Origin of the sequence: Streptomyces sp. NPDC053513 (assembly GCF_044544765.1) — a bacterium.
GTDB lineage: Bacteria > Actinomycetota > Actinomycetes > Streptomycetales > Streptomycetaceae > Streptomyces > Streptomyces litmocidini.
Genome location: NZ_JBITXP010000032.1, coordinates 34,606 through 55,991, shown reverse-complemented (window position 1 = coordinate 55,991; position 21,386 = coordinate 34,606). Strand labels below are relative to the sequence as shown.

Below are 21,386 nucleotides of genomic sequence, written 5' to 3'. Positions count from 1 at the left end.
AGCGTGCCGCATGACGGAGGGGGCCTCACGCCTGAACTCCCTCCGACCCAGGGCCTGATCCGACGGGACCGGTCAGACAGGCCCTAGCCGATCTCGACGAGGAGGTCACCGCCCTCCACCTGCTGGATCCGGGTGATGGCCAGGCGGGTGACCCGTCCGCTCCTCGGGGCGGTGATCGAGGCCTCCATCTTCATCGCCTCGATCGTGGCCACCGTCGCGCCGGCCTCGACCTCGTCGCCCTCGGCGACGGCCAGCGTGACCACGCCGGCGAACGGCGCGGCGACGTGGCCGGGGTCGGACCTGTCGGCCTTCTCGGTCACGGGGAGGCCGGCGGCCGCGGCCCTGTCCCGCACCTGGATCGGCCGCAGTTGGCCGTTCAGGGTGGACATCACCGTGCGCATGCCACGCTCGTCCGCCTCGCCGATGGCCTCCAGTTCGATGAGCAGCCGCACGCCGGGTCCGAAGTCCACGCCGTACTCCTTCCCGGGGCGCAGCCCGTAGAAGAAGTCCTTGCTGTCGAGCACGCTGGTGTCGCCGTACGCCTGACGGTGTGCCTCGTACGCCTCCGTCGGGCCGGGGAAGAGGAGGCGGTTCAGCGTGGCGCGCCGGTCCTCGGCGAGGCCGGTGCGGTCCTCCGCGGTGAGCTCCCGCATCGGCTTGGGGCCGGCGCGGCCCTCCAGCGCCTTGGTGCGGAACGGCTCGGGCCAGCCGCCGGGCGGCGTGCCCAGTTCGCCGTGGAGGAAGCCGACGACGGAGTCCGGGATGTCGTACCGGTTCGGTGCCGCCTCGAAGTCCTCGGGTGCCACCCCGGCGCCGACGAGGTGCAGCGCGAGGTCGCCCACCACCTTCGACGAGGGGGTGACCTTCACCAGCCGGCCCAGCATCCGGTCCGCGGCGGCGTACGTCGACTCGACGTCCTCGAACCGGTCGCCGAGGCCGAGCGCGACGGCCTGGGTGCGCAGGTTGGAGAGCTGCCCGCCGGGGATCTCGTGGTGGTAGACGCGTCCCGTCGGCGAGTCCAGGCCCGCCTCGAAGGGGGCGTAGATCCTGCGGACGCCCTCCCAGTACGGTTCCAGGTCGCCGACCGCCCCCAGGTCGAGGCCGGTGGGCCGCTCGGAGTGGTCCGTCGCGGCGACGATCGCCGACAGCGAGGGCTGCGAGGTGGTGCCGGCCATGGAGGCCACCGCGCCGTCCACCGCGTCCACTCCGGCCTGGACCGCCGCGAGGTACGTGGCGAGCTGGCCGCCCGCCGTGTCGTGGGTGTGGAGGTGCACCGGCAGCTCGAACTCCCGGCGCAGCGCGGAGACCAGCTTCGCCGCGGCGGGGGCGCGCAGCAGACCGGCCATGTCCTTGACCGCGAGGACGTGCGCGCCCGCGGCGACGATCTTCTCGGCGAGCCGCAGGTAGTAGTCCAGGGTGTACAGCTTCTCCGCCGGGTCGGAGAGGTCGGCGGTGTAGCAGAGCGCGACCTCGGCGACCGCCGTCCCGGTCTCCCGTACGGCGTCGATGGCGGGCCGCATCTGCCCGACGTCGTTGAGCGCGTCGAAGATCCGGAAGACGTCGACGCCGGTGGCGGCGGCCTCCTGCACGAAGGCGTCGGTCACCTCGGTCGGGTACGGGGTGTAGCCCACGGTGTTGCGGCCCCGCAGCAGCATCTGCAGGCAGATGTTGGGCACGGCCTCGCGCAGCGCGGCGAGCCGCTCCCAGGGGTCCTCGGCGAGGAAGCGCAGGGCGACGTCGTAGGTGGCGCCGCCCCAGCACTCCAGGGACAGCAGCTGCGGCAGGGTGTGCGCGACCGCCGGGGCGACGGCGAGCAGGTCCTTCGTACGGACGCGGGTGGCGAGCAGCGACTGGTGGGCGTCGCGGAAGGTGGTGTCGGTGACGCCGAGGGTCGGCGACTCGCGCAGGCTCCGCGCGAAGCCCTCCGGGCCGAGCTCGGCCAGCCGCTGCCGGGAGCCGGCGGGCGGCCGGCCGGCGGGCAGCCGGGGCAGCTTGGTGACCGGGGAGACGAGCTCGGGACGGGGGCCGTGCGGCTTGTTGACGGTGACGTCGGCGAGGTAGGTGAGCAGCTTCGTGCCGCGGTCGGCCGAATGGCGGGCGGTGAGCAGGTGCGGCCGCTGCTCGATGAAGGCCGTCGTGACCCGCCCGGCCCGGAAGTCCGGATCGTCGAGCACGGCCTGCAGGAAGGGGATGTTCGTGGACACGCCCCGGACGCGGAACTCGGCCACCGCGCGGCGGGCCCGGCCGACGGCGGTCTTGAAGTCCCGCCCCCGGCAGGTCAGTTTGACCAGCATCGAGTCGAAGTGGGCGCTGACCTCCGTACCGGCGTGGGTGGTTCCGCCGTCGAGCCGGATGCCGGAGCCGCCGGGGGAGCGGTAGGCGCTGATCATGCCGGTGTCGGGGCGGAAGCCGTTGGCCGGGTCCTCGGTGGTGATGCGGCACTGCAGGGCGGCACCGCGCAGGACGACGGACTCCTGCGTCAGGCCGAGGTCGGCGAGGGTCTCCCCGGCGGCGATGCGCAGCTGCGACTGCACCAGGTCGATGTCGGTGACCTCCTCGGTCACCGTGTGCTCGACCTGGATGCGCGGATTCATCTCGATGAAGACGTGGTTGCCGTCGGGGTCGAGGAGGAACTCCACGGTGCCCGCGTTCCGGTAGCCGATCCGGCGGGCGAACTTCACCGCGTCGTCGCAGATCCGCTGCCGCACCGCCGGGTCGAGGTTCGGGGCGGGCGCGAGCTCGATCACCTTCTGGTGGCGGCGCTGCAGCGAGCAGTCCCGCTCGAACAGGTGGATGACCCCGCCCTCGCCGTCGGCGAGGATCTGCACCTCGATGTGGCGCGGGTCGACGACGGCCTTCTCCAGGAAGACGGTCGCGTCGCCGAAGGCGGACTCGGCCTCGCGGGCCGCCGCCTCGATCGACTCGCGCAGCGCCGCCGGGTCCTCGACCCGCCGCATGCCGCGACCGCCGCCGCCGGCGACGGCCTTGACGAACACCGGGAAGCCGATCCCCTCGGCGGCCGCCACGAGTTCGTCCACGTCGGTGGAGGGAGCCGAGGAACCGAGCACGGGCACCCCGGCCTCGCGGGCCGCGGCCACCGCGCGCGCCTTGTTCCCGGTCAGCTCCAGGGTCTGCGCCGACGGGCCCACGAACGTGATGCCCGCCTCCTCGCAGGCGCGCGCCAGCTCCGGGTTCTCGGACAGGAACCCGTAGCCCGGGTAGACGGCGTCGGCGCCGGCCAGGCGGGCCGCCCGGATGACCTCCGGCACCGAGAGGTAGGCCCGTACCGGATGACCGGGTTCACCGATCTCATAGGCCTCGTCGGCCTTCAGCCGGTGCAGCGAGTTGCGGTCCTCGTGGGGGAAGACGGCGACCGTGCGCGCCCCCAGTTCGTAGCCCGCGCGGAACGCGCGAATCGCGATCTCCCCGCGGTTGGCCACCAGCACCTTGCGGAACATTCTGATCCCTTCACCGTGCCCGGCTCGTCACGGCAACGCTACGGGCTCCGCCGCGGCCTGCTGAAGATCCCGTGGCGACGACATGGATCACCGCGCCCCGATGCCCCGTTTCGACGGGGCGCCCGGACGCGGATAGACCCTGGACTGCTTGACGCTGCCGAAGGCGAAGCTCGACTCGATCGACGCGATGCCCGGGATGGCGTGGATCCGGGTGCGGACGAGCGCCTCGTACGCCTCCAGGCTCTCGATCACCACCCTGAGCAGGTAGTCGCTGCTGCCGGCCATCAGATAGCAGTCCTGGATGTGGTCGATGAGGCCGACGTGCTGCTCGAACACGTTCACCGCCTCGGCCGTGTGCCGCTCCAGGCGGATCCGTACGAAGACGGTGATCGGCAGCCCGAAGGCGACCTGGTCGACGGTGGCCGTGTAGCCGCCGATCAACCCCGACTCCTCCAGCCGGCGCACCCGGCGCAGACAGGGGGAGGGGGACAGCCTGATCCGGTCGGCGAGGTCCTGGTTCGACAGGCGGCCGTCCGACTGCAGCTCATGGACGATCTGGAAGTCCACGGCGTCCATCGACTCTCCTTTACGGAACTTGGCAGATTCTGCCCCCACGCTATGCCTGAGGGGCATAACTGGCAATCGCCTGCCCCGCCCGAAGCCCTAGCGTTGCTTCCTGGGGGTGAGCCGGGCCTCGGCTCCGCCCGCACGGCTTCGAGAGGGAGGAACGGCCGGTGGCCGCAACACGAACGGTGGGGGCGACGACGGAGGAGGCGCGGGACACGCGCACTCCGCCCCACGGGCACGACGAGGAGCCCCGTACCGGCCGGCTCCAAGGACCCTCCCCACAGGCCGTGGGCATGCTCGCCCTGCTCCTCACCGTGGCGATCTGGGCCGCCTTCGCGCTCAGCGCCCGCGCCCTGAGCGCCTCCACGCTGCTGCCCGCGGACGCCGCGCTGCTGCGCTTCGGCGTGCCCCTGGTGGTCCTGGCGCCCGCCCTGTGGCGGCGCAGGCGCCGACTGGCCGCCGTCCGACTCGCCCCTGCGGCCAAGATCGTCTGTGGGGCGGGGGTCCCGTTCTTCCTCGCCGCCATGTACGGCGGCTCGCTGACCTCCGCCGCGTTCGTCGGGGCGATCGTGCCCGGCATGGTCCCGCTGTTCGTCTCCGCCCTCGTGGTCGCGGGCGGCAAGAGCGCCCCGCGCGGCACCCAGGCGGCCGGCCTCGCCCTCATCGTGGCCGGCGTCGTGGCCCTGGTCTGGCGCTACACCGCGGCCCTCGACGCGGACGTCCTGCTCGGCACGGGCACCCTGCTCGTCGCCAGCGGCCTGTGGGCCCTCTACACCGTGGGCCTGCGCGAGATCGACCTCGACCCGATCGGCTCCATCGGCCTGCTCTGCCTGCCCTCCTTCGCCGTCGTCGCACTGCTGACGCTGACCGGCGTCCTGCCCACCGGCCTCGCCCACGCGGCCGGCGGCGACATCGCGCTCTTCCTCGTCGTCCAGGGCCTGGGCGTCGGCCTCTGCGCCGGGCTGATGTACGCGTTCGCCATCCGCCGGCTCGGCCCCGAGCGCAGCTCCGTCGTCGGCAGCCTCAGCCCCGTCGCCGTCGTCCTGCTCGCCGTGCCCCTCCTCGACGAGTCGCCGACCCTGCCCGTCGTGGTCGGCGTCCCCCTCATCACCCTCGGCGTCGCGCTCGCCAACCGACGCCCCCGAACCAAGGTCCCCACCGATGCTTGAGCTCCTCCCCGCCCCGCCCGCCGACCCGCTCTGGGACCTGACCGCCGAGTACGCCGCCGACCCGCGGCCCGAGCGCCTCGACCTCGTCCTCGGCGTCTACCGCGACCACACCGGGGTCACCCCCGTCATGGCGGCGGTCAAGGAGGCCGAGATCCGCCTGGCGGAACGCTCCGGCTCCAAGGAGTACCTCGGCCTGTCCGGCAACACCGCCTTCAACCGCGCCATGCTCACCACCGTCCTCGGCACCGAGGCCCTCACCGCGCGGGCGACGGCCGTCCAGACCGTGGCCGGCACCGGCGCCCTGCGCCTCCTCGCCGACCTCGTACGGCAGACGCGCCCCGGCACCACCGTGTGGATCAGCGACCCCGCGTACGTCAACCACCGCCCCATCCTCGAAGGCGCGGGCCTCACCGTCCGCACGTTCCGCTGGCTCGACGCCACGGGACTCCTGGAGGACCTCCGCGAGGCGGGCCGCGGCGACGTCGTCCTGCTGCAGGGCTGCTGCCACAACCCCACCGGGGCGGATCCCTCCCCCGAGACCTGGGAGGAGCTCGCCGGACTCGCCGCGAAGAACGGCTGGATCCCCTTCGTCGACCTCGCCTACCACGGCCTCGGCGACGGCCTCGAAGCCGACCTGCGGCCGACCCGGATGCTGGCCGAACGCCTCCCCGAGGTGCTGATCGCCGTCAGCTGCTCCAAGAACTTCGGCCTCTACAGCGACCGCACCGGCTGCGCCGTCGTCGTCGGCTCCTCGGCGCGGGCGCTCCGGCACGCCGAGACCGCCCTCCAGAACGCCGCCCGCACCCTGTACTCCATGCCGCCCGACCACGGCGCCGCCGTCGTCGCCACCGTCCTGGAGGACGAGCGCCTGAAGGCCGCCTGGCTCGCCGAACTCGACGCGATGCGCCACCGCATCACGGCCAACCGGACGGACCTCGTCGCCCACCTCGGCGCCCTCGGCCACGAGGAGGAGGCGCGCGCCCTCGGACGCCAGAAGGGCATGTTCTCGATGCTGCCCCTCACCCCCGGGGGAATGCTCCGGATGCGCCGCAGGTCCGGCATCTACGGCACGACCGCGGGCCGCATCAACATCGCGGGCGTCCCCGCGCACCGGATCCCGTTCCTGGCCCGGGGCATCGCCGACGCCCTGCGGGCCCCGGCCGCCACGGAAAGCGTCTGACGGCCCCCGGGGCAGCGCGCGCGGCCGTCACCACCGGGCGACGAGCGGCGCCTCCGGCTCGCGCCGCCGCCAGGCCTCGCCGAGGCGGGCGAGACGGGCGGGCGCGGCGATGCCGCGCACGGTCGCGATCCGGCCGCCGACGACGTCGAAGGTGACGCAGCCGATCACCCGGCCGCCGAGGACGAAGAGCAGGGCGGGAGCGCCGTTGACGAGCGCGGAGTGGACGGCGGGGGTGCCGCCGGCGAACCGCCGTTTCGCGCGGGTGGGCGTGAAGCCGGCCCGTGCGACGGCGGCGACGCGCCGCGGGGTGTCGTACCGCAGCAGCTTCCCGGTCAGGCCGGCGCCGTCGGAGATCGCGGTCACGTCGTCGGTGAGCAGCGCGACGAGGCGTTCGGTGCGGCCCGAGGAGGCGGCGTCGAGGAACTCCTCGACGATCCTGCGCGCGGACGCCGGGTCGACCTCGTCGGCGCCGCCGCGGCGGCGCGCGGCGGTGAGCCGGCTCCGGGCCCGGTGCAGGTGCTGCTGGCTCGCGGACTCGGTGACGTCGAGGATCCCGGCGATCTCGGCGTGGCTGTACGAGAACGCCTCGCGCAGGAGGTAGACCGCCCGCTCCAGGGGCGACAGCCGCTCCATGAGCGTCAGCACCGCGAGGGAGACCGACTCGCGCTGCTCGAAGGTGTCGGCCGGGCCGAGCATCGGGTCGCCGTCCAGGAGCGGTTCGGGCAGCCAGGCGCCGACGGCCCGTTCGCGACGGGCCCGCGCCGAGCGGAGCCGGTCGAGACACAGGTGGGTGACGACCTTGGTCAGCCACGCCTCCGGCACCCGGATCCGCCGCCGGTCGGCGGCCTGCCACTGCAGGAACGCGTCCTGCACGACGTCCTCCGCGTCGGCGGCGGAGCCGAGGAGCCGGTACGACAGCGAGGCCAGCCGCGCGCGGTCGGCCTCGAACCGGCCGGTGTCGAAGCGGTCCGCGGAGACGCCGTTCGTGGTCATGCCGGTCGTGGTGGAGCCGTTCGTGGTGGAGCCGTCCGTGGTGACGCCGTCTGTGGAGAAGCCGTCCGTGGTCATGCCGTCCATGAGATCGTCCCGGGCGGCTACGCGAACGACTTCTCGCCGGACGGGGTCGTCGCGGCGACGAGACGGTGCCTGCGCCGGGGCAGCCCGAAGGTCGGGTGCGAGGTGGTCCAGAGCGACATCCCCAGGATGCCCTCCTTGACCCGCGCGGCCTTCCGGCCGCCCAGGTACTTCGGCTTCGCCCGCCCTTCGCCGTCCACCAGTTGCAGGATTCCGTCCCGGCGCCCGAGGCTGATGTGGTTGCCCACGTACCCCAGCTTCGTGTGCGTGGCCTTGCGGCCCGTCAGTCGTCCCACGACCGAGGCCGTGGCCCGCATGGCGGTGTAGCCGGCCGAGGCGCAGGACATCGGCAGCGGCAGGCCGTCGTCCCCGACGGCGTGGGCGCTGTCGCCGACGGCGTGGACCTCCGGATGCGAGATCGACCGCATGGCGTGGTCGACGACGATCCGGCCGTCCCCGGTGACCTCCAGCCCGCCGGCGGCCGCGAGGGGACCGACCGCGAACCCGGCCGTCCACACGGTCGCGTCGGACGCCAGGACGGTGCCGTCGGCGCACAGCGCCCGCGTCGCCTCGACGGCCTCGACCTCGGTGTGCTCCAGGACGGTGACGCCGAGCCGGTCGCAGGCCCGGCGCAGGTGGCCGCGGGCTCCGGCGGAGAGCCGGGCGCCCAGCTCCCCGCGGGCGACCAGTGTGACCGACAGGCCCGGGCGGGACTCGGCGATCTCGGTGGCCGTCTCGATGCCGGTCAGCCCGTCGCCGACGACCAGGACGTTCCCGCCCTCGCCCCGCCCGCACAGGCCGTCCAGGCGCTCGCGCAGCCGCAGTGCCGCAGGCCGCGAACCGACGTCGAAGGCGTGCTCGGCCGCTCCGGGGACGTGCCGGTCGTCGCCGTGGCTGCCGAGCGCGTAGAAGAGCGTGTCGTAGCCGAGCTCGCCGCCGCCGTCGGCGTCGGCCACGGTGACGGCCCGGCGGTCGGGGTCGACGGCGGTGACACGGGCCACGCGCAGCCGTACCCCGGTCCCCGCGAAGACGTCGGCGAGCTTCGGCGCGGCGATCTCCTGACCGGCCGCGAGCTGGTGCAGCCGAAGCCGCTGGACGAATTCCGGCACGGCGTTGACCACGGTGATCCCGGTGTCCGCGGGGGACAGCCGGCGTGCCAGGTTCCCGGCCGCGTAGGTTCCGGCGTACCCGGCGCCGAGGACGACGATGCGGTGCTTCATGTGATGCTCCCGTCGGTGCGCTGCTTTCCGGTGACTTGAGCGGGACAGCGCCCCGATTCCTGACAGGAGCCTCCTGTGACGTGCGTCACGCGAGAGGGGGGGTGACCGCGGGGCGTGCGGCGACGCTCGGGAACGACGCCTACGGCACGCCGGGGAGCCGGACCGTGACGACGAGGCCGCCGGCGGGGCGGGGCGCGAGGTCGAGGGTCCCGTCATGGGCGCGGACGACGCTGTGCACGATGGCCAGGCCCAGACCGACGCCGGCGTGCTCGTCGGTGCGCACCCGTTCCGTTCCCCGCCGGAAGGGCTCGGTGAGGGTCGGCACCAGGTCCGGCGGGAGCGGAGGGCCCGTGTTCTCGACCCGCACCACGCTCGCACCGTCCCGCGTCCCGGTGTGGACCGTCACGGTGCCGCCGGTGGGGAGGTTGTGCACGACGGCGTTCTGGACGAGGTTCGTCACCAGCCGCAGCAGGAGCTCCGAGGAGCCGCTGGCCCGGGCCGCTCCTCCGGTGACGTCGAGTGTGATCCCGCGCTGTTCGGCGAGGGGGAGCAGGGTCTCGGCGGCCTCCTCGGCGACGAGGGAGAGGTCGACGTCCTCACGGCCGAAGGCCCCCCGGTCGCTGCGGCTGAGCACGAGGAGGGCCTCGGTGAGGCCGATCGCCCGCGCGTTGACGGCCCGCAGCCGCTCCAGGAGCTCGTCCCGGTCCCGCGTGGGGTCCCGGCGGGCGACGTCGAGCAGCGCCTGCGAGACGGCCAGGGGGGTGCGCAGCTCGTGGGAGGCGTTCGCGGCGAACCTCTGCTGCTCGGCGACGTGCGACTCCAGCTGTTCGAGCATGGCGTCGAACGTGTCGGCGAGTTCACGGAACTCGTCCCGACGCCCCTCCATGCGGATCCGGTGGGACAGCGACCCGCTCCCGGCGGTCCGTGCCGCGGTCGTGATCCGCGTGAGCGGCGCGAGCATCCGGCCCGCGAGGAGCCATCCTCCGACCAGGCCGAAGACGAGCAGGAAGGCCATCGCCACGGCCGCGGCGGGACCGAAGGTGCGCACCAGGAGGTAGCGGTTGGGCGAGACCCCGAGCAGACCCTGGGAGTTGTCGGGCACGTACCGCAGCAGGAACCCCCACACCACGGCCAGCAGCAGGGCACCGGCCACGGCGAGGAACCCGGCATAGCTGAGGGTCAGCCTCGTCCGGGCGCTCAGCCCCGGGCGCCTAGACACGCGTGCCTCCGGAGCGGGGGGCGTCCGGACCGACGTCGATGCGGTAGCCGACACCCGGCACCGTGGCGATGGCCCACGGCTCGCCGAGGCGTTTGCGCAGGGCCGAGACGGTGATGCGGACGGCGTTGGTGAAGGGGTCCGCGTGCTCGTCCCAGGCCCGCGCCAGCAACTCCTCGGCGCCCACGACCCCGCCCTCGGCGGCGACGAGGACCTCGAGCACGGCGAACTGCTTGCGGGTGAGCGCGACGTGCCGCCCGTCGCGGAAGACCTCCCGGCGGAAGGGGTCGACGCGCAGGCCCGCGAGCTCGCGGACCGGGGGCCGGGCGTACGCGCGCCTGCGGTCGAGCGCCCGCAGCCGCAGGACGAGCTCCCGCAGCTCGAACGGTTTGGTGAGGTAGTCGTCGGCGCCGAGCTCGAAACCGGAGGCCTTGTCGTCGATGCGGTCGGCGGCGGTGAGCATGAGGATCGGGACGCCGCTGCCGGAGGCGACGACGCGCCGGGCGACCTCGTCGCCGGAGGGGCCGGGGATGTCCCGGTCGAGGACCACGAGGTCGTAGGAGTGGACGCCGAGCAGCTCCAGGGCGCGGTCGCCGTCACCGGCGATGTCGGCGGCGATCGCCTCCAGCCGCAGACCGTCCCGTACGGCTTCCGCCAGGTAGGGCTCGTCCTCCACGATCAGTACACGCATGGCAGAAGCCTAGGCAACCCCGCATATCGCCCGCGTATGCGAAGACGTGCCTCCGGGACCGTGACTCAGCCCGTCGGCGTCGGAGCGGGGCGGGGCCGCTCCGACGGGGCGTCCGCCGGAGCGCCGCGCCACCAGCGGCGCGACGCCAGGGCGGCCAGCACGGCACCGGCGGCGTTGACCAGGACGTCGTCCACGGAGGACACCCGGTCGAGCCGCAGGACGTACTGCGCGGTCTCGACCAGGACCGAGCAGCCCGCCCCGAGCGCCAGGACCCTCGGCACGGACGCCACCGCCCCGAACCGCATCGGAGCGAAGAACCCCAGGGACGCGAGGACCAGCAGGTTGCCGGCGATCCCGAGCGGCCCCATCGTGACCAGGTCCCGCAACGGCACCAGGCTCACCCGGCCCGGCACGGTGCCGGCCCCGGCACCCGGCATCATGGTCAGCCACAGGAACGGCACCGTCCCGTGCACCATCCCCACCTCGGCCAGCGACATGCGCCACGCCCCCGCGGCGCCGGCGGCACGCCGCCGATGCGCCAGGGCCCACGCCACCAGGAAGGCCAGGGGCAGCGCGGCCAGGGTGACGAGCACGACGCCGTTGAACGTGTCCAGGCAACCGTGCCACTGCCCGGCCAGGCACCTCGGAGCGGACATCATGAGCGGCTTCCGCACGGCGAACAGGGCGCCCGCCGTGCCGAGGACCGTCAGGCAGAGGAGTACGGCCCCGCGTGCGCGGCGGGACGGTGCGGGCAGGGACACGTCGCGGTCCGCGCTCTCGTCGGAGACGTTCATGCCCTTCATTGGAGACGGCGGGCGGTTGCGGGAGCGTATGCGATTTTCGATACGCCCGCGATACACGGACGCGCCCGCGCCGGACGGATCGGGGTCGTGCACCCCTGCGACAGGCCGATGGATGAGCGCCGTCCGCCGTCCTCCCGCGCTGAGGGGGCTTCCTGGGTAGAGGCCGGGTCGACAGGCGGATCGTCCCGCCGGGGAGACCGGGCCGAACCTCCTCCAGCCGGAGACCGCCGCCACCTGGCGCTTCGGCACTCATCGACGCTTCAGATCCATGCGTTCCCCCATGTTTGGCATCCGCTGGGCTGCGCAGATGGATTACAGAAGATTGGCGCCCTGACAAGAGGAACCCCATGGGAATCATCGGCTGGATTCTGCTGGGCCTGCTCGCCGGAATCATCGCGAAAGCGTTGATGCCGGGCCGGGACCCCGGCGGCTGCATCGTGACGATACTGATCGGAATCGCCGGCGCCCTCCTGGGCGGATGGCTCGGAAAGGTCATTTTCGGAGTCGACTCCATCGACGGCTTCTTCGAGCTCTCCACATGGATCGCCGCCATCGTCGGATCCGTCATCCTTTTGCTCCTCTACCGGCTCGTGGTCGGCAGAAGACGCTCGTGAGGACCGCCGTGGGCCGGAGACGGCACCGCTGGAAGCGGCGCCGACGCCGCAGGCTCGCCCACTGGACGCCCCGCGCCGTGATGTGCCGCGGCGCCGTGCGGGCGTCACGGTGGAGCATGCGGATGACGGCACGCGGCGGATGGTGGATGGCCGGTCGAATGGTGAGCACCACGTTCCGGGCCCTGCTGCCGAGATGGCTGAGGCTGGAAACGTGGTCGCCTCTGGGGGCGTCCTGAATCGGGGAACTCGGGGAAATCGACAAGTGGTCGGAGGTGAACGTAAATGGCCACGGGAAAGAAGGCCAAGAACGTCGGCAAGGGAATGAAGGGCAAGGTGAAGGAGACCACCGGCAAGGCCGTCGGCAACGAGAGCATGGAGATGAAGGGCAAGGCCGAGCAGGCGGCGGCGGACGCCAAGCAGGCCGGGCAGAAGGCCAAGGACACGATGAAGCACTGAATGTCCGGCCCAGAAGCCGGAGAAGGAGGCTGTCACCCTCGACGGGCGACAGCCTCCTTCTCTCGTCCTCTTCTTGTTCCTCAGCGCTTCACCCGGCGGCCGGAGCGGTCCTCCTCCTCATCCTCCTCGTCCCAGTCGCCCTCGTCTTCGTCCTCGCCCTCGCCTTCGTCCTCGTCCTCGTACTCGTCTTCGTACGCGCCTTCGTCCTCGTCCTCGTACTCGCCGTCGTTCCCCTCCTCCTCTTCTCCTTCCTCCCCTTCTCCCGCCTCCTCGTCGTCGTAGTCCTCGTCCTCGGCCTCCTCCGGCTGTTCCTCCGAGGACTCCTCCTCTTCGACCACTTCGTCGTGGCTGCGCACCACCTCTCCGTCGCGGATCTCGCCCCGCCAGCCGTCCGGTTCCTCGTTGGAGAGGGTCACGTGACGGGCGAAGTGCTTGAGGTCCAGGCGCAGCCGCCTCCCCTGGGCGCGCCAGATGTTGCCCGTCTTCTCGAAGAGACCGGAGGGGTAGTACTCGACGATCACGAGCACGCGGGTGAGGGACGGGCCCAGTTCGTGGAAGCTGACGCATCCGCGCGTGGTGCCCTTGGCGCCGTCGGAGCTCCACATGATCCGTTCGTCCGGCACCTGCTCCTGGACAGTGGCCTTCCAGCTGCGTGTGGAGGGCCCGACCTTGACCTTCCAGTCGCTGGTGGTGTCATCGCCCTGGGAGACGCTGCGCACCCCCTTGGCGAACGAGCTGAAGTCCTCGTACTGCGTCCACTGGTCGTACGCGGTGCGCAGCGGGACGCCGATGTCGATCGACTCGCAGATGTGCGTCGGTTTGGATCCGCTCTTGCGGGACTTGCCCTTCTTGCCGAGCAGCCCGCCGCCGATGTCCTTGACCTTGTCCTTGACGTTGTCGAAGGTGTTGCCCGCGACGGCCTTCAGGGGCGAGTCGCCCTTGAGGAGGCGGCCGCCGATGCCGGCGAGCGATCCCCCGTTCTCCGCCACGTCGGAGAGCTGATCGGTGAGGTCCCCCACCTTGTCCACGGCCTTGTCGGCCAGGCGGTCCGCCTGGGCCCGCAGGTACTCGCCGACTTCCTCGAACAGTTGGTCCATGGGGGAGGAGGAGTTCGACGTCGAACGTTCACGATCGGTGGCCATGGCGCTACCTCCGCGTAGACGGCTTGCGCGCCGTCGTCTTCTTCGCCGACGTGGTCTTCCTGGCGCTGCTGCCCGCCGGCTTGCGCGCGGTGGTCTTCTTCGCCGGGGTCTTCTTCGCGGCCGCCTTCTTGGCGGGGGGCCGGGGCGAGGCGGTCTTCTTCGCCGCGGTACGGCTTCCGGCGGAGGCGGTCTTCTTCGCCGGAGCCTTCTTCGCCGGTGCCTTCTTCGTCGCGGCGCTTCCGCGTGAGGCCGTGGTCTTCTTGGCCGGCGCGCTCTTCTTCGCCGTGCCCCGGCTACCGGCGGACGTGGTCTTCTTCGCCGGGGTCTGCTTGGCCGCCGTCGGCGTCGACTTCTTCGCGGCGCTCTTGCGGGGTGCCGAGCGGCGGGCGGGCGCGCTGCGATCCGTCGTGGAGGTCCGCGAGCTCGCGCTCCGGGACCGCCCCGGTGGTGCCTCCTGCTCCTCCTCGTCCTCCTCTTCGTCCTCGGGCTCCCGGTCCTCCTCGTCCTCCGGTTCGGGCTCCTGTTCCTCCTCCGGCTCTTCTTCCTCCTCGTCGTAGGGCTCCTCTTCCTCTTCTTCTTCCTCCTCCTCTCCCCGTGCCTCGTCCGGGCCCGCTTCCTCGTCGTCCGGCCTGTCCTCCTCGTAGGGCTCCTCGTCGAGGTCCTCGTCCTCGTACGGCTCCTCCTCGTACTCCTCGTCCTCCTCGTCGGCTTCCTCGGACTCCTCGCCGCGGCGACCGAGGTCGACCGTGCGCTGATGGATGGAGTCGGCGAGGCCGGAGAGTTGGCGGTTGGCGGCCGCGGTGAGGGCCTTGCGGCCGGCTTGGAGGGCTTCGCCCCGAAGCTGCTGGCCGAGTTCGGCGGTCTGGGGCATCTCCCCGAGTTTCCGCAGCCCCTGTGTCAGCAGCTGACCGGGCTGGAGATCGAGTTTGCGGCCCGCGATGTAGGTCGCGAGCGACAGGGCCATGCGGCCCTTCTTCGCCCGCCCCAGGACATAGCCTCCCGCAACGGCGGCTGCCAGGGCGATCTTGGTCGTGTCCTCCATCAGCCTCGTCCTTCCGGGTGATGGTCGGCCGACGTCAGGTGACGGCCCGCCCCGACGCTCGGGGCCTCATCTGGTGGGTGCTCGACGCTGCTCGGGATATGCGGCGGTATGCGAAGAAAATTCTCTTCAGGGGGAGTGGGGGACGGATCTCCGGGGGAGACGCGTGGGTCGAGGGAAGTCCGATTCACGAAGGAATCAGATGACCACACCGGACCCAGAACGCCGTCGACGCCGTCCCGCACGGGACGACGACGCGCCGCGGCCCACCCGGCCCGCGCGCAAGGCGTCCGGCTCCCGCAGGCAGGGCGCGGCGTCGGCGATGCGGGCCGCGGCCCAGCAGCTGTCGGAACTGCTCGGCAGACCGCCGGAGTCGGTGACGTCCCTGAGGCCCACCGACGAGGGCTGGGAGGCGGTGGTGGAGGTGGTCGAGCTCGAACGCATCCCGGAGACCACCAGCGTCATGGGCAGCTACCGGGTCGAGCTGGACGCGTCCGGCGAGCTGATCTCCTACGAACGCACTCGGCGCTACAGCCGGGGCATGATCGACCGGTCCGGCCGCTGAGGCGGCCGAACCGCGAAGGGAAACGTCATGACGGTGATGCCGCAGGGAGCGAGCGGGAGTCCCGCGCGCGGCGGCCAGGGTGGTTCGAGCAGCCTCTACGACGTCCTGGAGCTCATCCTCGACCGCGGGCTGGTCATCGACGCGTTCGTGCGCGTCTCCCTGGTGGGAATCGAAATCCTCAAGATCGACGTCCGGGTGGTCGTGGCCAGCGTCGACACGTACCTCCGCTTCGCGGAGGCGTGCAACCGTCTCGACCTGGAATCCGGCCGCAAGGCGCCCACCCAGTTGCCCGACATGATGGACAAGATGGTCGAGGGCGGCAGCCGGGGCAAGGCCAAGGGCGCCCTCAGCGGCGCGATGGAGGCGGTCACCCAGTCGCTGTCCGGCGGGGGGGACGAGGACGAGGACGAGGGCGATGAAGAGGAGCAGGAGGCTCCTCGGCGCCGGAAGCCGGTGCGGCGGACGGCGCGACGCGAGAGGGAATGACCATGGCCGTCTACGTCTACGCGGTGACCACGCGCGAGCACCCCTGCCGGGTCGAGGGAATGACGGGGGTCGGATCCGAGGGGGCGGCGGTGCGGGTCCTGTCCACGGAGGCGCTGCGCGCCGTGGTGAGCGACATCGAGGGGGAGATCCGTCCGAAGCGGCGGGACGTGGTCGCCCACCAGGCGGTCCAGGACCGCCTGATCGAGGACGGGACCCCGCTGCCGCTGCGGTTCGGCTACACCGCCCCCGACGACGACGCCGTCCTGCGGGTGCTCGACGAGAAGGAGGACTTCTACCGTGCGGCACTGGAGCGCGTCGCGGACTGTGCCGAGTACCACGTGAAGGCCTCCCGGGCGGAGGACCTCCTCCTCCGGGAGATCCTCGAGGACCTGCCCGAGGCGCGTCGGCTCAACGAGGAGATCCGCCAGGGCTCCGAGGATCCCCGGCTGCCCGTGGAGCTGGGGCGCATGGTCGCCGAAGAGGTCGAGCAGCGCCGCGCGAACGCGGCCGAGGAGCTGATCGGATCCCTGGCACCGCTGGGGCGGGAGCACGTCGTCCACCCCGTCGGCGGCGACGACTTCCTCGCCCTGTCCCTGCTCGTCCGGCAGGACGACGAGGACGCTCTGAAGGCCCTCCGCGAACACGCGGGGGACCGCGGCGACGGCGTCGAGGTCCGGTTGACCGGGCCGCTGCCTCCCTACAGCTTCGTGTCGTAGGGCCGACCGGCGCAGCTTCGTGTCGTAAGGCCGCCCGGCGCCCGGCCGGAGGGAGCGAGGGAGGAGTGAGCGCGATGGGCCTGCTGGGGAAACTCGTCACCCTGCCGCTGGCCCCGGTCCGCACCGTGGTGTGGGCCGCCCAGCGGGTCACGGAGCAGGCGGAGGCCGAGTACTACAACCCCGCGCCGGTCCTGGCCCGGCTCGCCGAACTGGAACGGAGGCTGCTGGCGGGCGAGATCGACGAGGAGACCTTCGACCGCGAGGAGGACCTGCTGCTCGACCGTCTCGAGGAGATCGACAGGTACCGCAGGGGCGACCCCCGGCCGGACGACCCCGATCCGACTCTGACACCGGGCAGTACGACTCCGACACCGGACAGCACGGATCCGAACACCTGACAGCACGAGTCCGACGGCAGACAGTGGGAGGCGAACCCTCGTGACCGATCCCCTCGCCCGCAGGTTCGGCACCGGTCCACCGATGGCCGGCTATCCGCCGAGCGCCTCGGGCAGTCTCGCCGACATCCTCGAGCGCGTCCTGGACAAGGGCATCGTCATCGCGGGCGACATCCGCATCAACCTGCTCGACATCGAACTCCTCACCATCAAACTGCGCATCCTGATCGCCTCCGTGGACAAGGCCAAGGAGATGGGCATCGACTGGTGGGAGTACGACCCGTCCCTCTCCTCCCGCCACGATCCGTCCCGCCACGACGGGTCCCGGCTCGACTCCTCCCGCCAGGACGACGTCGCCTCGCTCGCCGCCGAGAACCGGCGCCTGCGGGAAGAGATCGCGCGACTGCGCCGCGACGGGCTCACGGCCGGTTCGGGCCCGGCCCCCGACGCGGTGGGCATCGAGGACGAGGAGGCCGTGGACGAGCCGCGGCCGGCCCGCCGTACGGCGAAGCGGAGGACCGGGACATGAACGGACCCGCCGCGGCGACCCTCACCTACGTCTACGCCGTCACCCCCCCGACGCCTGCCCTGGACGACGTCCTGCCCACCCTGACCGGGGTGGCCGGCAGCCGGGTCACCCTCCTCGCCCCCGTCCCCGACGGCACCGGGCCGGTCGCCTTCGCCATCAGCGACGTCCCCCGCGCCGACTTCGAGGAAGCGGTGCTCCCCGCCCGCTTCGAGGACCTGCGCTGGCTGGAGGAGACCGCGCGCGCCCACCACCGCGTCATCGAGACCCTCGCCGCCCGCACCACCGTCCTGCCCCTGCGCATGGCCACCCTCTACCAGGACCACACCCGCGCCATGCGGGCCCTGCAGGACCAGAGCCAGGAGTTCGCCACCCAATTGGCCCGGCTCGCCGCCCACACCGAGTACGGCGTCAAGATCTACGTACGCCCCGCCACCGCCCCGGACACCGGGACGGCCGCACCGTCCGCGGGCCCCGGCAAGGCCTATCTGCGGGCCCGCCGGGCGCAGCGCGACGCCCATGAGGACCACTACCGGCAGGCCAGGACCGCCGCCGACCGGATCGCCGAGATCGCCCTGCGGCACGCGGCCGACCACGTCGCCCATCCACCGCAGAGCGGCCCGCTGGCCACCGCCTCGGTGGGGGAGAACGTGATCAACGCCGCCTTCCTGGTGCCCGACGCGGAAGCCGACGCCTTCCGCAGGGCGGTCCAGGCCGCCGCGGAGGACCTCCCCGGGATCCTGCTCGAAACGACCGGCCCCTGGGCCCCGTACTCGTTCACCGCTCTCCCCTCCGCCCCCGAAGCAGCGGTCCCCGAATCCCCGGTCCCCGAAGCACCGGCCTCCGCACCCACGGCCACAGGATCCCCGGTCCCCGAAGCACCGGCCTCCGCACCCACGGCCACAGGATCCCCGGCCCCCGAACCCCCGCCGCCCGGTCCCGGCCATGAGCCCCGCTGACCGCGACGACCCCGCCCTCCCGGCCCGACAGGTCGCACTCGTCGACCTCCTCGACCGGCTGCTCGCCGGAGGCGTGGTCATCACCGGGGACATCGTCCTGTCCATCGCGGACATCGACCTCGTGCGGATCTCCCTGCGCGCCCTCGTCAGCTCCGTCACCGACTCGGTCGGAGCCCTCGGAGCCCCGCGTCCGGCGGGGCGCGGCGGAGGTGAGCCCGATGGGCCGTGAGACCCCCGACGTGCGGGCCGTCGGCGAGGCGATGGCCGATGCCGTACGGCTCCTGCCCGCCCCGCCGGCCGACACCTCCCGGCAGCCGCCCGCGCGGCGGATCCGCACCGGCTCGGACACGGTCGAGGAGGACCTGGTCAAGCTGGTCCTGACCGTGGTCGAACTCCTCCGCCAGCTCATCGAACGCCAGGCCCTGCGCCGTGTCGACGCCGGCGGTCTCACCGAGGGCCAGGAGGAGGAACTCGGCGCGACCCTGCTGGCCCTCCACGACCGCATGACCGAACTGTGCGCCCAGCACGGCTTCACCCTGGACGACCTCAACCTCGACCTGGGCCCCCTCGGCCCCCTGCTCCCGCCCCCCGAGGCCTAGCCGCCCACCGAAGCGATCTGGAGGGCGCCGGTCACCTGACCCGCTCCCGGCGCGGGCGGCGCAACCACTACGAGGTCGCCCGGCACGCGTTCTTCCGGTTCCGCACCACCCTGGACGGCGACGGAGTCCTCGCGCCCGACATCGGGCGCCGACCAGGAGGCGTGACCTGGTGAGGGGGCATATCCGGCGTATGGTCGATATGCGGGCGCGGCAGGACGGTCTTGCCCGCCCGGCGGTCGTGACGGTCGGCGCCCGCGCAACCGCTCGGAGGCGTCGCGGGGCACGGGCGGAGGAGGCGAGGTGCGGCGTATGGACAGGCCCGGGGACCCGGACGGGGCCAGGCTGCTGGACGAGACGCTGGCCGACACGGTCCGGCGCACCGGGGCCTCCGCCGGAGCCCTCTACCTGCTCGACGAGGCCACCGGGGTCCTGGCCATGACGGCGCTCTGCGGTGTGCCCCTGGAAGTCGCGTGGCCGTGGCAGAGGGTGCCGCTGAACGCGCCCGTCCCGGTGAGCGACGCGGTCCGCGAGAACCGCCTGGTGTGGGTGGGTTCGCAGAACGACATGGCCCGCACCTACCCCCGGGCCGCCGCCAGCCTGCCGTACCGGTTCGCCCTCGCCGCGGCCCCGCTGCCCGGGCGCGACCGCTGCCGGGGAGCGTTCTTCCTCCTCTGGCCCGCCAGCCACCCCGCCGAGGCCTCCCGCCGCGAGCGCGGCCACATCGCGTCCGCCGCCCGGCGCATGGCCCGTGCCCTGGACGAGGTCACCGTGCCGATCCCCCTTCCCGACCGGCCTCGCCTCGTCCCGGTCGCCTCGGCCGCCGCCTCGCACGGCGACCGGCCGTCCCGGGCCGCGGCGGACTACGTCGAGCGCCTGCCCGAGGGGGCCCTCGGCATGGACCTGGAGGGCCGGATCACCTTCCTGACCGCCGAGGCGGCGTCGCTCCTCGGCCTCGAAGCCGGACGGCTGCTCGGCACCCGGCCGTGGCAGTCCCTGCCCTGGCTGGACGACACCGTGGCCGAGGACTGCTACCGCACCGCCGTCATCAGCCGCGATCCCGTCGCCTTCACGTCACTGCGCCCCCCGTCCACCTGGCTGCGCTTCCAGCTCTACCCGGACGCCAGCGGCATCAGCGTCCGCATCACCCGCGCCGACGCGACCGCGCAGGACCGCCCCCCGGCCGCGTCGACCCGGCCCGCCCCCTCCACCCCGTCCAGTACGGCGCAGGCCGGACGCCTCTACCAGCTGGTCCACCTGGCGGCGGCCCTGACCGAGACGGTCGCCGTCCGCGACGTCGTCGAGCTCGTCGCCGATCAGGTGCTGCCCGCCTTCGGCGCCGACGGCCTGGTGCTGTCCGTGGCCGATGCCGGACGACTCAAGATCACCGGGCACCACGGATACGACCAGGAGACGATCGACCGCCTGGACGGCCTGCCCCTCGACACGAACCTCACCCCCGCCGGACAGGCCCTGGCCGAAGGAGTCCCGTCGTTCTTCGCCGACCGGGACGAGATGGCGCGACGCCACCCCGGCGCGCCCCGGATCAGCGGCAAGCAGGCGTGGGCGTTCCTGCCGCTGATCGTCTCCGGCCGGCCCGTCGGCTGCTGCATCCTCTCCTACGAACGCCCCCACGAATTCAGCGCCGACGAACGGGCCGTCCTGACCTCCCTCGCCGGGCTGATCGCCCAGGCCCTGGACCGCGCCCGCCTCTACGACGCCGCCCGGGACCTCGCCCACGGCCTGCAACAGGCTCTCCTGCCGCACCGGCTGCCCGTCCTGCCAGGCCTGGACACGGCGGCCCGCTACCTCCCGGCCAGCCACGGGATGGACATCGGAGGCGACTTCTACGACGTCATCCGCCTCGACGGCACCACCGCCGCGGCGGTCATCGGCGACGTCCAGGGGCACAGCGCGGCGGCCGCCGCCCTCATGGGGCAGGTGCGCACCGCCATCCACGCCACCGCCGGGGGGCCGCCCGGGCAGGTCCTCGCCCGGACCAACCGCGTCCTGACCGACCTGGAGACCGACCTCCTCGTCTCCTGCACGTACGCGCACATCGACCTCGCCCGCCAGGAGGTCCTCCTGGCCAGCGCGGGCCACCCGCCCCCGCTGCTGCACCGCCCCGGCCGGCGGGCCCACCCGGTGGAACTCGACCCCGGTCCGCTGCTGGGCATCGACCCCGGCCTCTCCTACCCCGTCACCGCGCTGCCCCTCAGCCCCGGCGCGACGCTCGCCTTCTACACCGACGGACTCGTGGAGGCGCCCGGGGCGGACCCGGACCGGGTCGCCGGAGACCTGGCCGTCCACCTCGCCGAGCACGACGGACAGGACCTGGACCGGCTGATCGACACGCTCCTGCACCGGGCCCGGCCCACCGCCCACTACACCGACGACATCGCCGTGCTCCTGCTGCGCACCACCGCACGGCCCGGATGACGGCCGCCCGGGGACCGCGTACAGCCGTACGGGGCATCGGCGGGGGACAGGGAGGATTCGTCCGCCCCGGGCGGG

At 72.9% G+C, this 21,386-nt stretch carries 22 protein-coding genes; 13 read left to right on the top strand and 9 right to left on the bottom strand.

The window, feature by feature from the left end; genetic code table 11:
- Positions 1-83: 83 nt before the first annotated feature.
- Together ACIGW4_RS34085 and ACIGW4_RS34080 are read right to left on the bottom strand one after the other, a co-directional pair.
- Entirely contained in the window at positions 84-3,458 is a 3,375-nt protein-coding gene (locus ACIGW4_RS34085) for a pyruvate carboxylase (RefSeq protein WP_398706807.1), read from the bottom strand.
- A gap of 87 nt (positions 3,459-3,545) precedes the next feature.
- Complete coding sequence (locus ACIGW4_RS34080; RefSeq protein WP_123457153.1) at positions 3,546-4,034, bottom strand: Lrp/AsnC family transcriptional regulator; 489 nt, start codon at positions 4,032-4,034, stop codon at positions 3,546-3,548.
- A 158-nt stretch (positions 4,035-4,192) separates the two neighbouring features.
- On the opposite strand from ACIGW4_RS34080, the gene ACIGW4_RS34075 reads away from it, so the two are divergent.
- Positions 4,193-5,194 (top strand): DMT family transporter, encoded by a 1,002-nt coding sequence (locus ACIGW4_RS34075; RefSeq protein ID WP_398706809.1) that lies wholly within the window; start codon positions 4,193-4,195, stop codon positions 5,192-5,194.
- Positions 5,187-6,374: an aromatic amino acid transaminase gene (locus tag ACIGW4_RS34070; RefSeq protein WP_399585255.1), complete on the top strand. Its 1,188-nt coding sequence runs from the start codon at positions 5,187-5,189 to the stop codon at positions 6,372-6,374. The genes ACIGW4_RS34075 and ACIGW4_RS34070 overlap by 8 nt, the downstream gene beginning before the upstream one ends.
- A gap of 27 nt (positions 6,375-6,401) precedes the next feature.
- On the opposite strand, the gene ACIGW4_RS34065 is transcribed toward ACIGW4_RS34070, so the two are convergent.
- From ACIGW4_RS34065 to ACIGW4_RS34045, 5 genes are all read right to left on the bottom strand, one after another.
- Positions 6,402-7,367: a sigma-70 family RNA polymerase sigma factor gene (locus tag ACIGW4_RS34065; RefSeq protein WP_399585286.1), complete on the bottom strand. Its 966-nt coding sequence runs from the start codon at positions 7,365-7,367 to the stop codon at positions 6,402-6,404.
- Positions 7,368-7,468: 101 nt separating this feature from the next.
- A complete protein-coding gene (locus ACIGW4_RS34060; protein ID WP_399585253.1) occupies positions 7,469-8,668 on the bottom strand; it encodes an NAD(P)/FAD-dependent oxidoreductase in 1,200 nt (399 codons plus the stop codon).
- A 139-nt stretch (positions 8,669-8,807) separates the two neighbouring features.
- Positions 8,808-9,887, bottom strand: coding sequence for a sensor histidine kinase (locus ACIGW4_RS34055; protein WP_398706814.1), 1,080 nt, complete (start codon positions 9,885-9,887; stop codon positions 8,808-8,810).
- Positions 9,880-10,575 (bottom strand): response regulator transcription factor, encoded by a 696-nt coding sequence (locus ACIGW4_RS34050; protein ID WP_399585250.1) that lies wholly within the window; start codon positions 10,573-10,575, stop codon positions 9,880-9,882. The genes ACIGW4_RS34055 and ACIGW4_RS34050 overlap by 8 nt, the downstream gene beginning before the upstream one ends.
- 65 nt (positions 10,576-10,640) lie before the next feature.
- Positions 10,641-11,369, bottom strand: coding sequence for a VanZ family protein (locus ACIGW4_RS34045; protein ID WP_399585247.1), 729 nt, complete (start codon positions 11,367-11,369; stop codon positions 10,641-10,643).
- 356 nt (positions 11,370-11,725) lie between these two features.
- Between ACIGW4_RS34045 and ACIGW4_RS34040 the strand changes: the two genes are divergently transcribed.
- Both ACIGW4_RS34040 and ACIGW4_RS34035 read left to right on the top strand, forming a co-directional pair.
- Entirely contained in the window at positions 11,726-11,992 is a 267-nt protein-coding gene (locus ACIGW4_RS34040) for a GlsB/YeaQ/YmgE family stress response membrane protein (protein ID WP_399585244.1), read from the top strand.
- Between the two features lie 282 nt (positions 11,993-12,274).
- Complete coding sequence (locus tag ACIGW4_RS34035; RefSeq protein WP_123457160.1) at positions 12,275-12,448, top strand: CsbD family protein; 174 nt, start codon at positions 12,275-12,277, stop codon at positions 12,446-12,448.
- A gap of 80 nt (positions 12,449-12,528) precedes the next feature.
- Here the strand turns inward: ACIGW4_RS34035 and ACIGW4_RS34030 are convergent, their stop codons facing one another.
- Positions 12,529-13,590, bottom strand: coding sequence for an SRPBCC family protein (locus ACIGW4_RS34030; protein ID WP_399585241.1), 1,062 nt, complete (start codon positions 13,588-13,590; stop codon positions 12,529-12,531).
- 4 nt (positions 13,591-13,594) lie between these two features.
- On the bottom strand, positions 13,595-14,632 hold the full coding sequence (locus tag ACIGW4_RS34025) for a histone protein (protein ID WP_398706822.1): 1,038 nt from the start codon (positions 14,630-14,632) through the stop codon (positions 13,595-13,597).
- A 199-nt stretch (positions 14,633-14,831) separates the two neighbouring features.
- Here ACIGW4_RS34025 and ACIGW4_RS34020 point away from each other — a divergent pair, with 199 nt between their 5' ends.
- The 9 genes from ACIGW4_RS34020 to ACIGW4_RS33980 all read left to right on the top strand — a co-directional run bounded on the left by ACIGW4_RS34020 (position 14,832) and on the right by ACIGW4_RS33980 (position 21,311).
- Entirely contained in the window at positions 14,832-15,194 is a 363-nt protein-coding gene (locus ACIGW4_RS34020) for a gas vesicle protein (RefSeq protein ID WP_359588161.1), read from the top strand.
- Positions 15,195-15,221: 27 nt separating this feature from the next.
- Positions 15,222-15,680, top strand: a complete 459-nt coding sequence (locus ACIGW4_RS34015) for a gas vesicle structural protein GvpA (protein WP_123457165.1) — start codon at positions 15,222-15,224, stop codon at positions 15,678-15,680.
- A gap of 2 nt (positions 15,681-15,682) precedes the next feature.
- Positions 15,683-16,396 carry a GvpL/GvpF family gas vesicle protein gene (locus ACIGW4_RS34010; protein ID WP_398706825.1) on the top strand — a complete coding sequence of 238 codons (714 nt, stop codon included), beginning with the start codon at positions 15,683-15,685 and terminating at the stop codon, positions 16,394-16,396.
- Between the two features lie 74 nt (positions 16,397-16,470).
- A complete protein-coding gene (locus ACIGW4_RS34005; RefSeq protein WP_399585283.1) occupies positions 16,471-16,794 on the top strand; it encodes a gas vesicle protein GvpG in 324 nt (107 codons plus the stop codon).
- Positions 16,795-16,834: 40 nt separating this feature from the next.
- Positions 16,835-17,320 carry a gas vesicle protein gene (locus tag ACIGW4_RS34000; RefSeq protein ID WP_399585237.1) on the top strand — a complete coding sequence of 162 codons (486 nt, stop codon included), beginning with the start codon at positions 16,835-16,837 and terminating at the stop codon, positions 17,318-17,320.
- On the top strand, positions 17,317-18,276 hold the full coding sequence (locus tag ACIGW4_RS33995; RefSeq protein ID WP_399585234.1) for a GvpL/GvpF family gas vesicle protein: 960 nt from the start codon (positions 17,317-17,319) through the stop codon (positions 18,274-18,276). Before ACIGW4_RS34000 ends, ACIGW4_RS33995 begins: the two co-directional genes overlap by 4 nt.
- A complete protein-coding gene (locus tag ACIGW4_RS33990) occupies positions 18,263-18,505 on the top strand; it encodes a gas vesicle protein (protein ID WP_399585232.1) in 243 nt (80 codons plus the stop codon). Before ACIGW4_RS33995 ends, ACIGW4_RS33990 begins: the two co-directional genes overlap by 14 nt.
- Positions 18,495-18,875: a gas vesicle protein K gene (locus tag ACIGW4_RS33985; protein ID WP_123457168.1), complete on the top strand. Its 381-nt coding sequence runs from the start codon at positions 18,495-18,497 to the stop codon at positions 18,873-18,875. The genes ACIGW4_RS33990 and ACIGW4_RS33985 overlap by 11 nt, the downstream gene beginning before the upstream one ends.
- 309 nt (positions 18,876-19,184) lie before the next feature.
- On the top strand, positions 19,185-21,311 hold the full coding sequence (locus ACIGW4_RS33980) for a SpoIIE family protein phosphatase (RefSeq protein ID WP_399585228.1): 2,127 nt from the start codon (positions 19,185-19,187) through the stop codon (positions 21,309-21,311).
- The last annotated feature ends 75 nt before the right edge of the window (positions 21,312-21,386 follow it).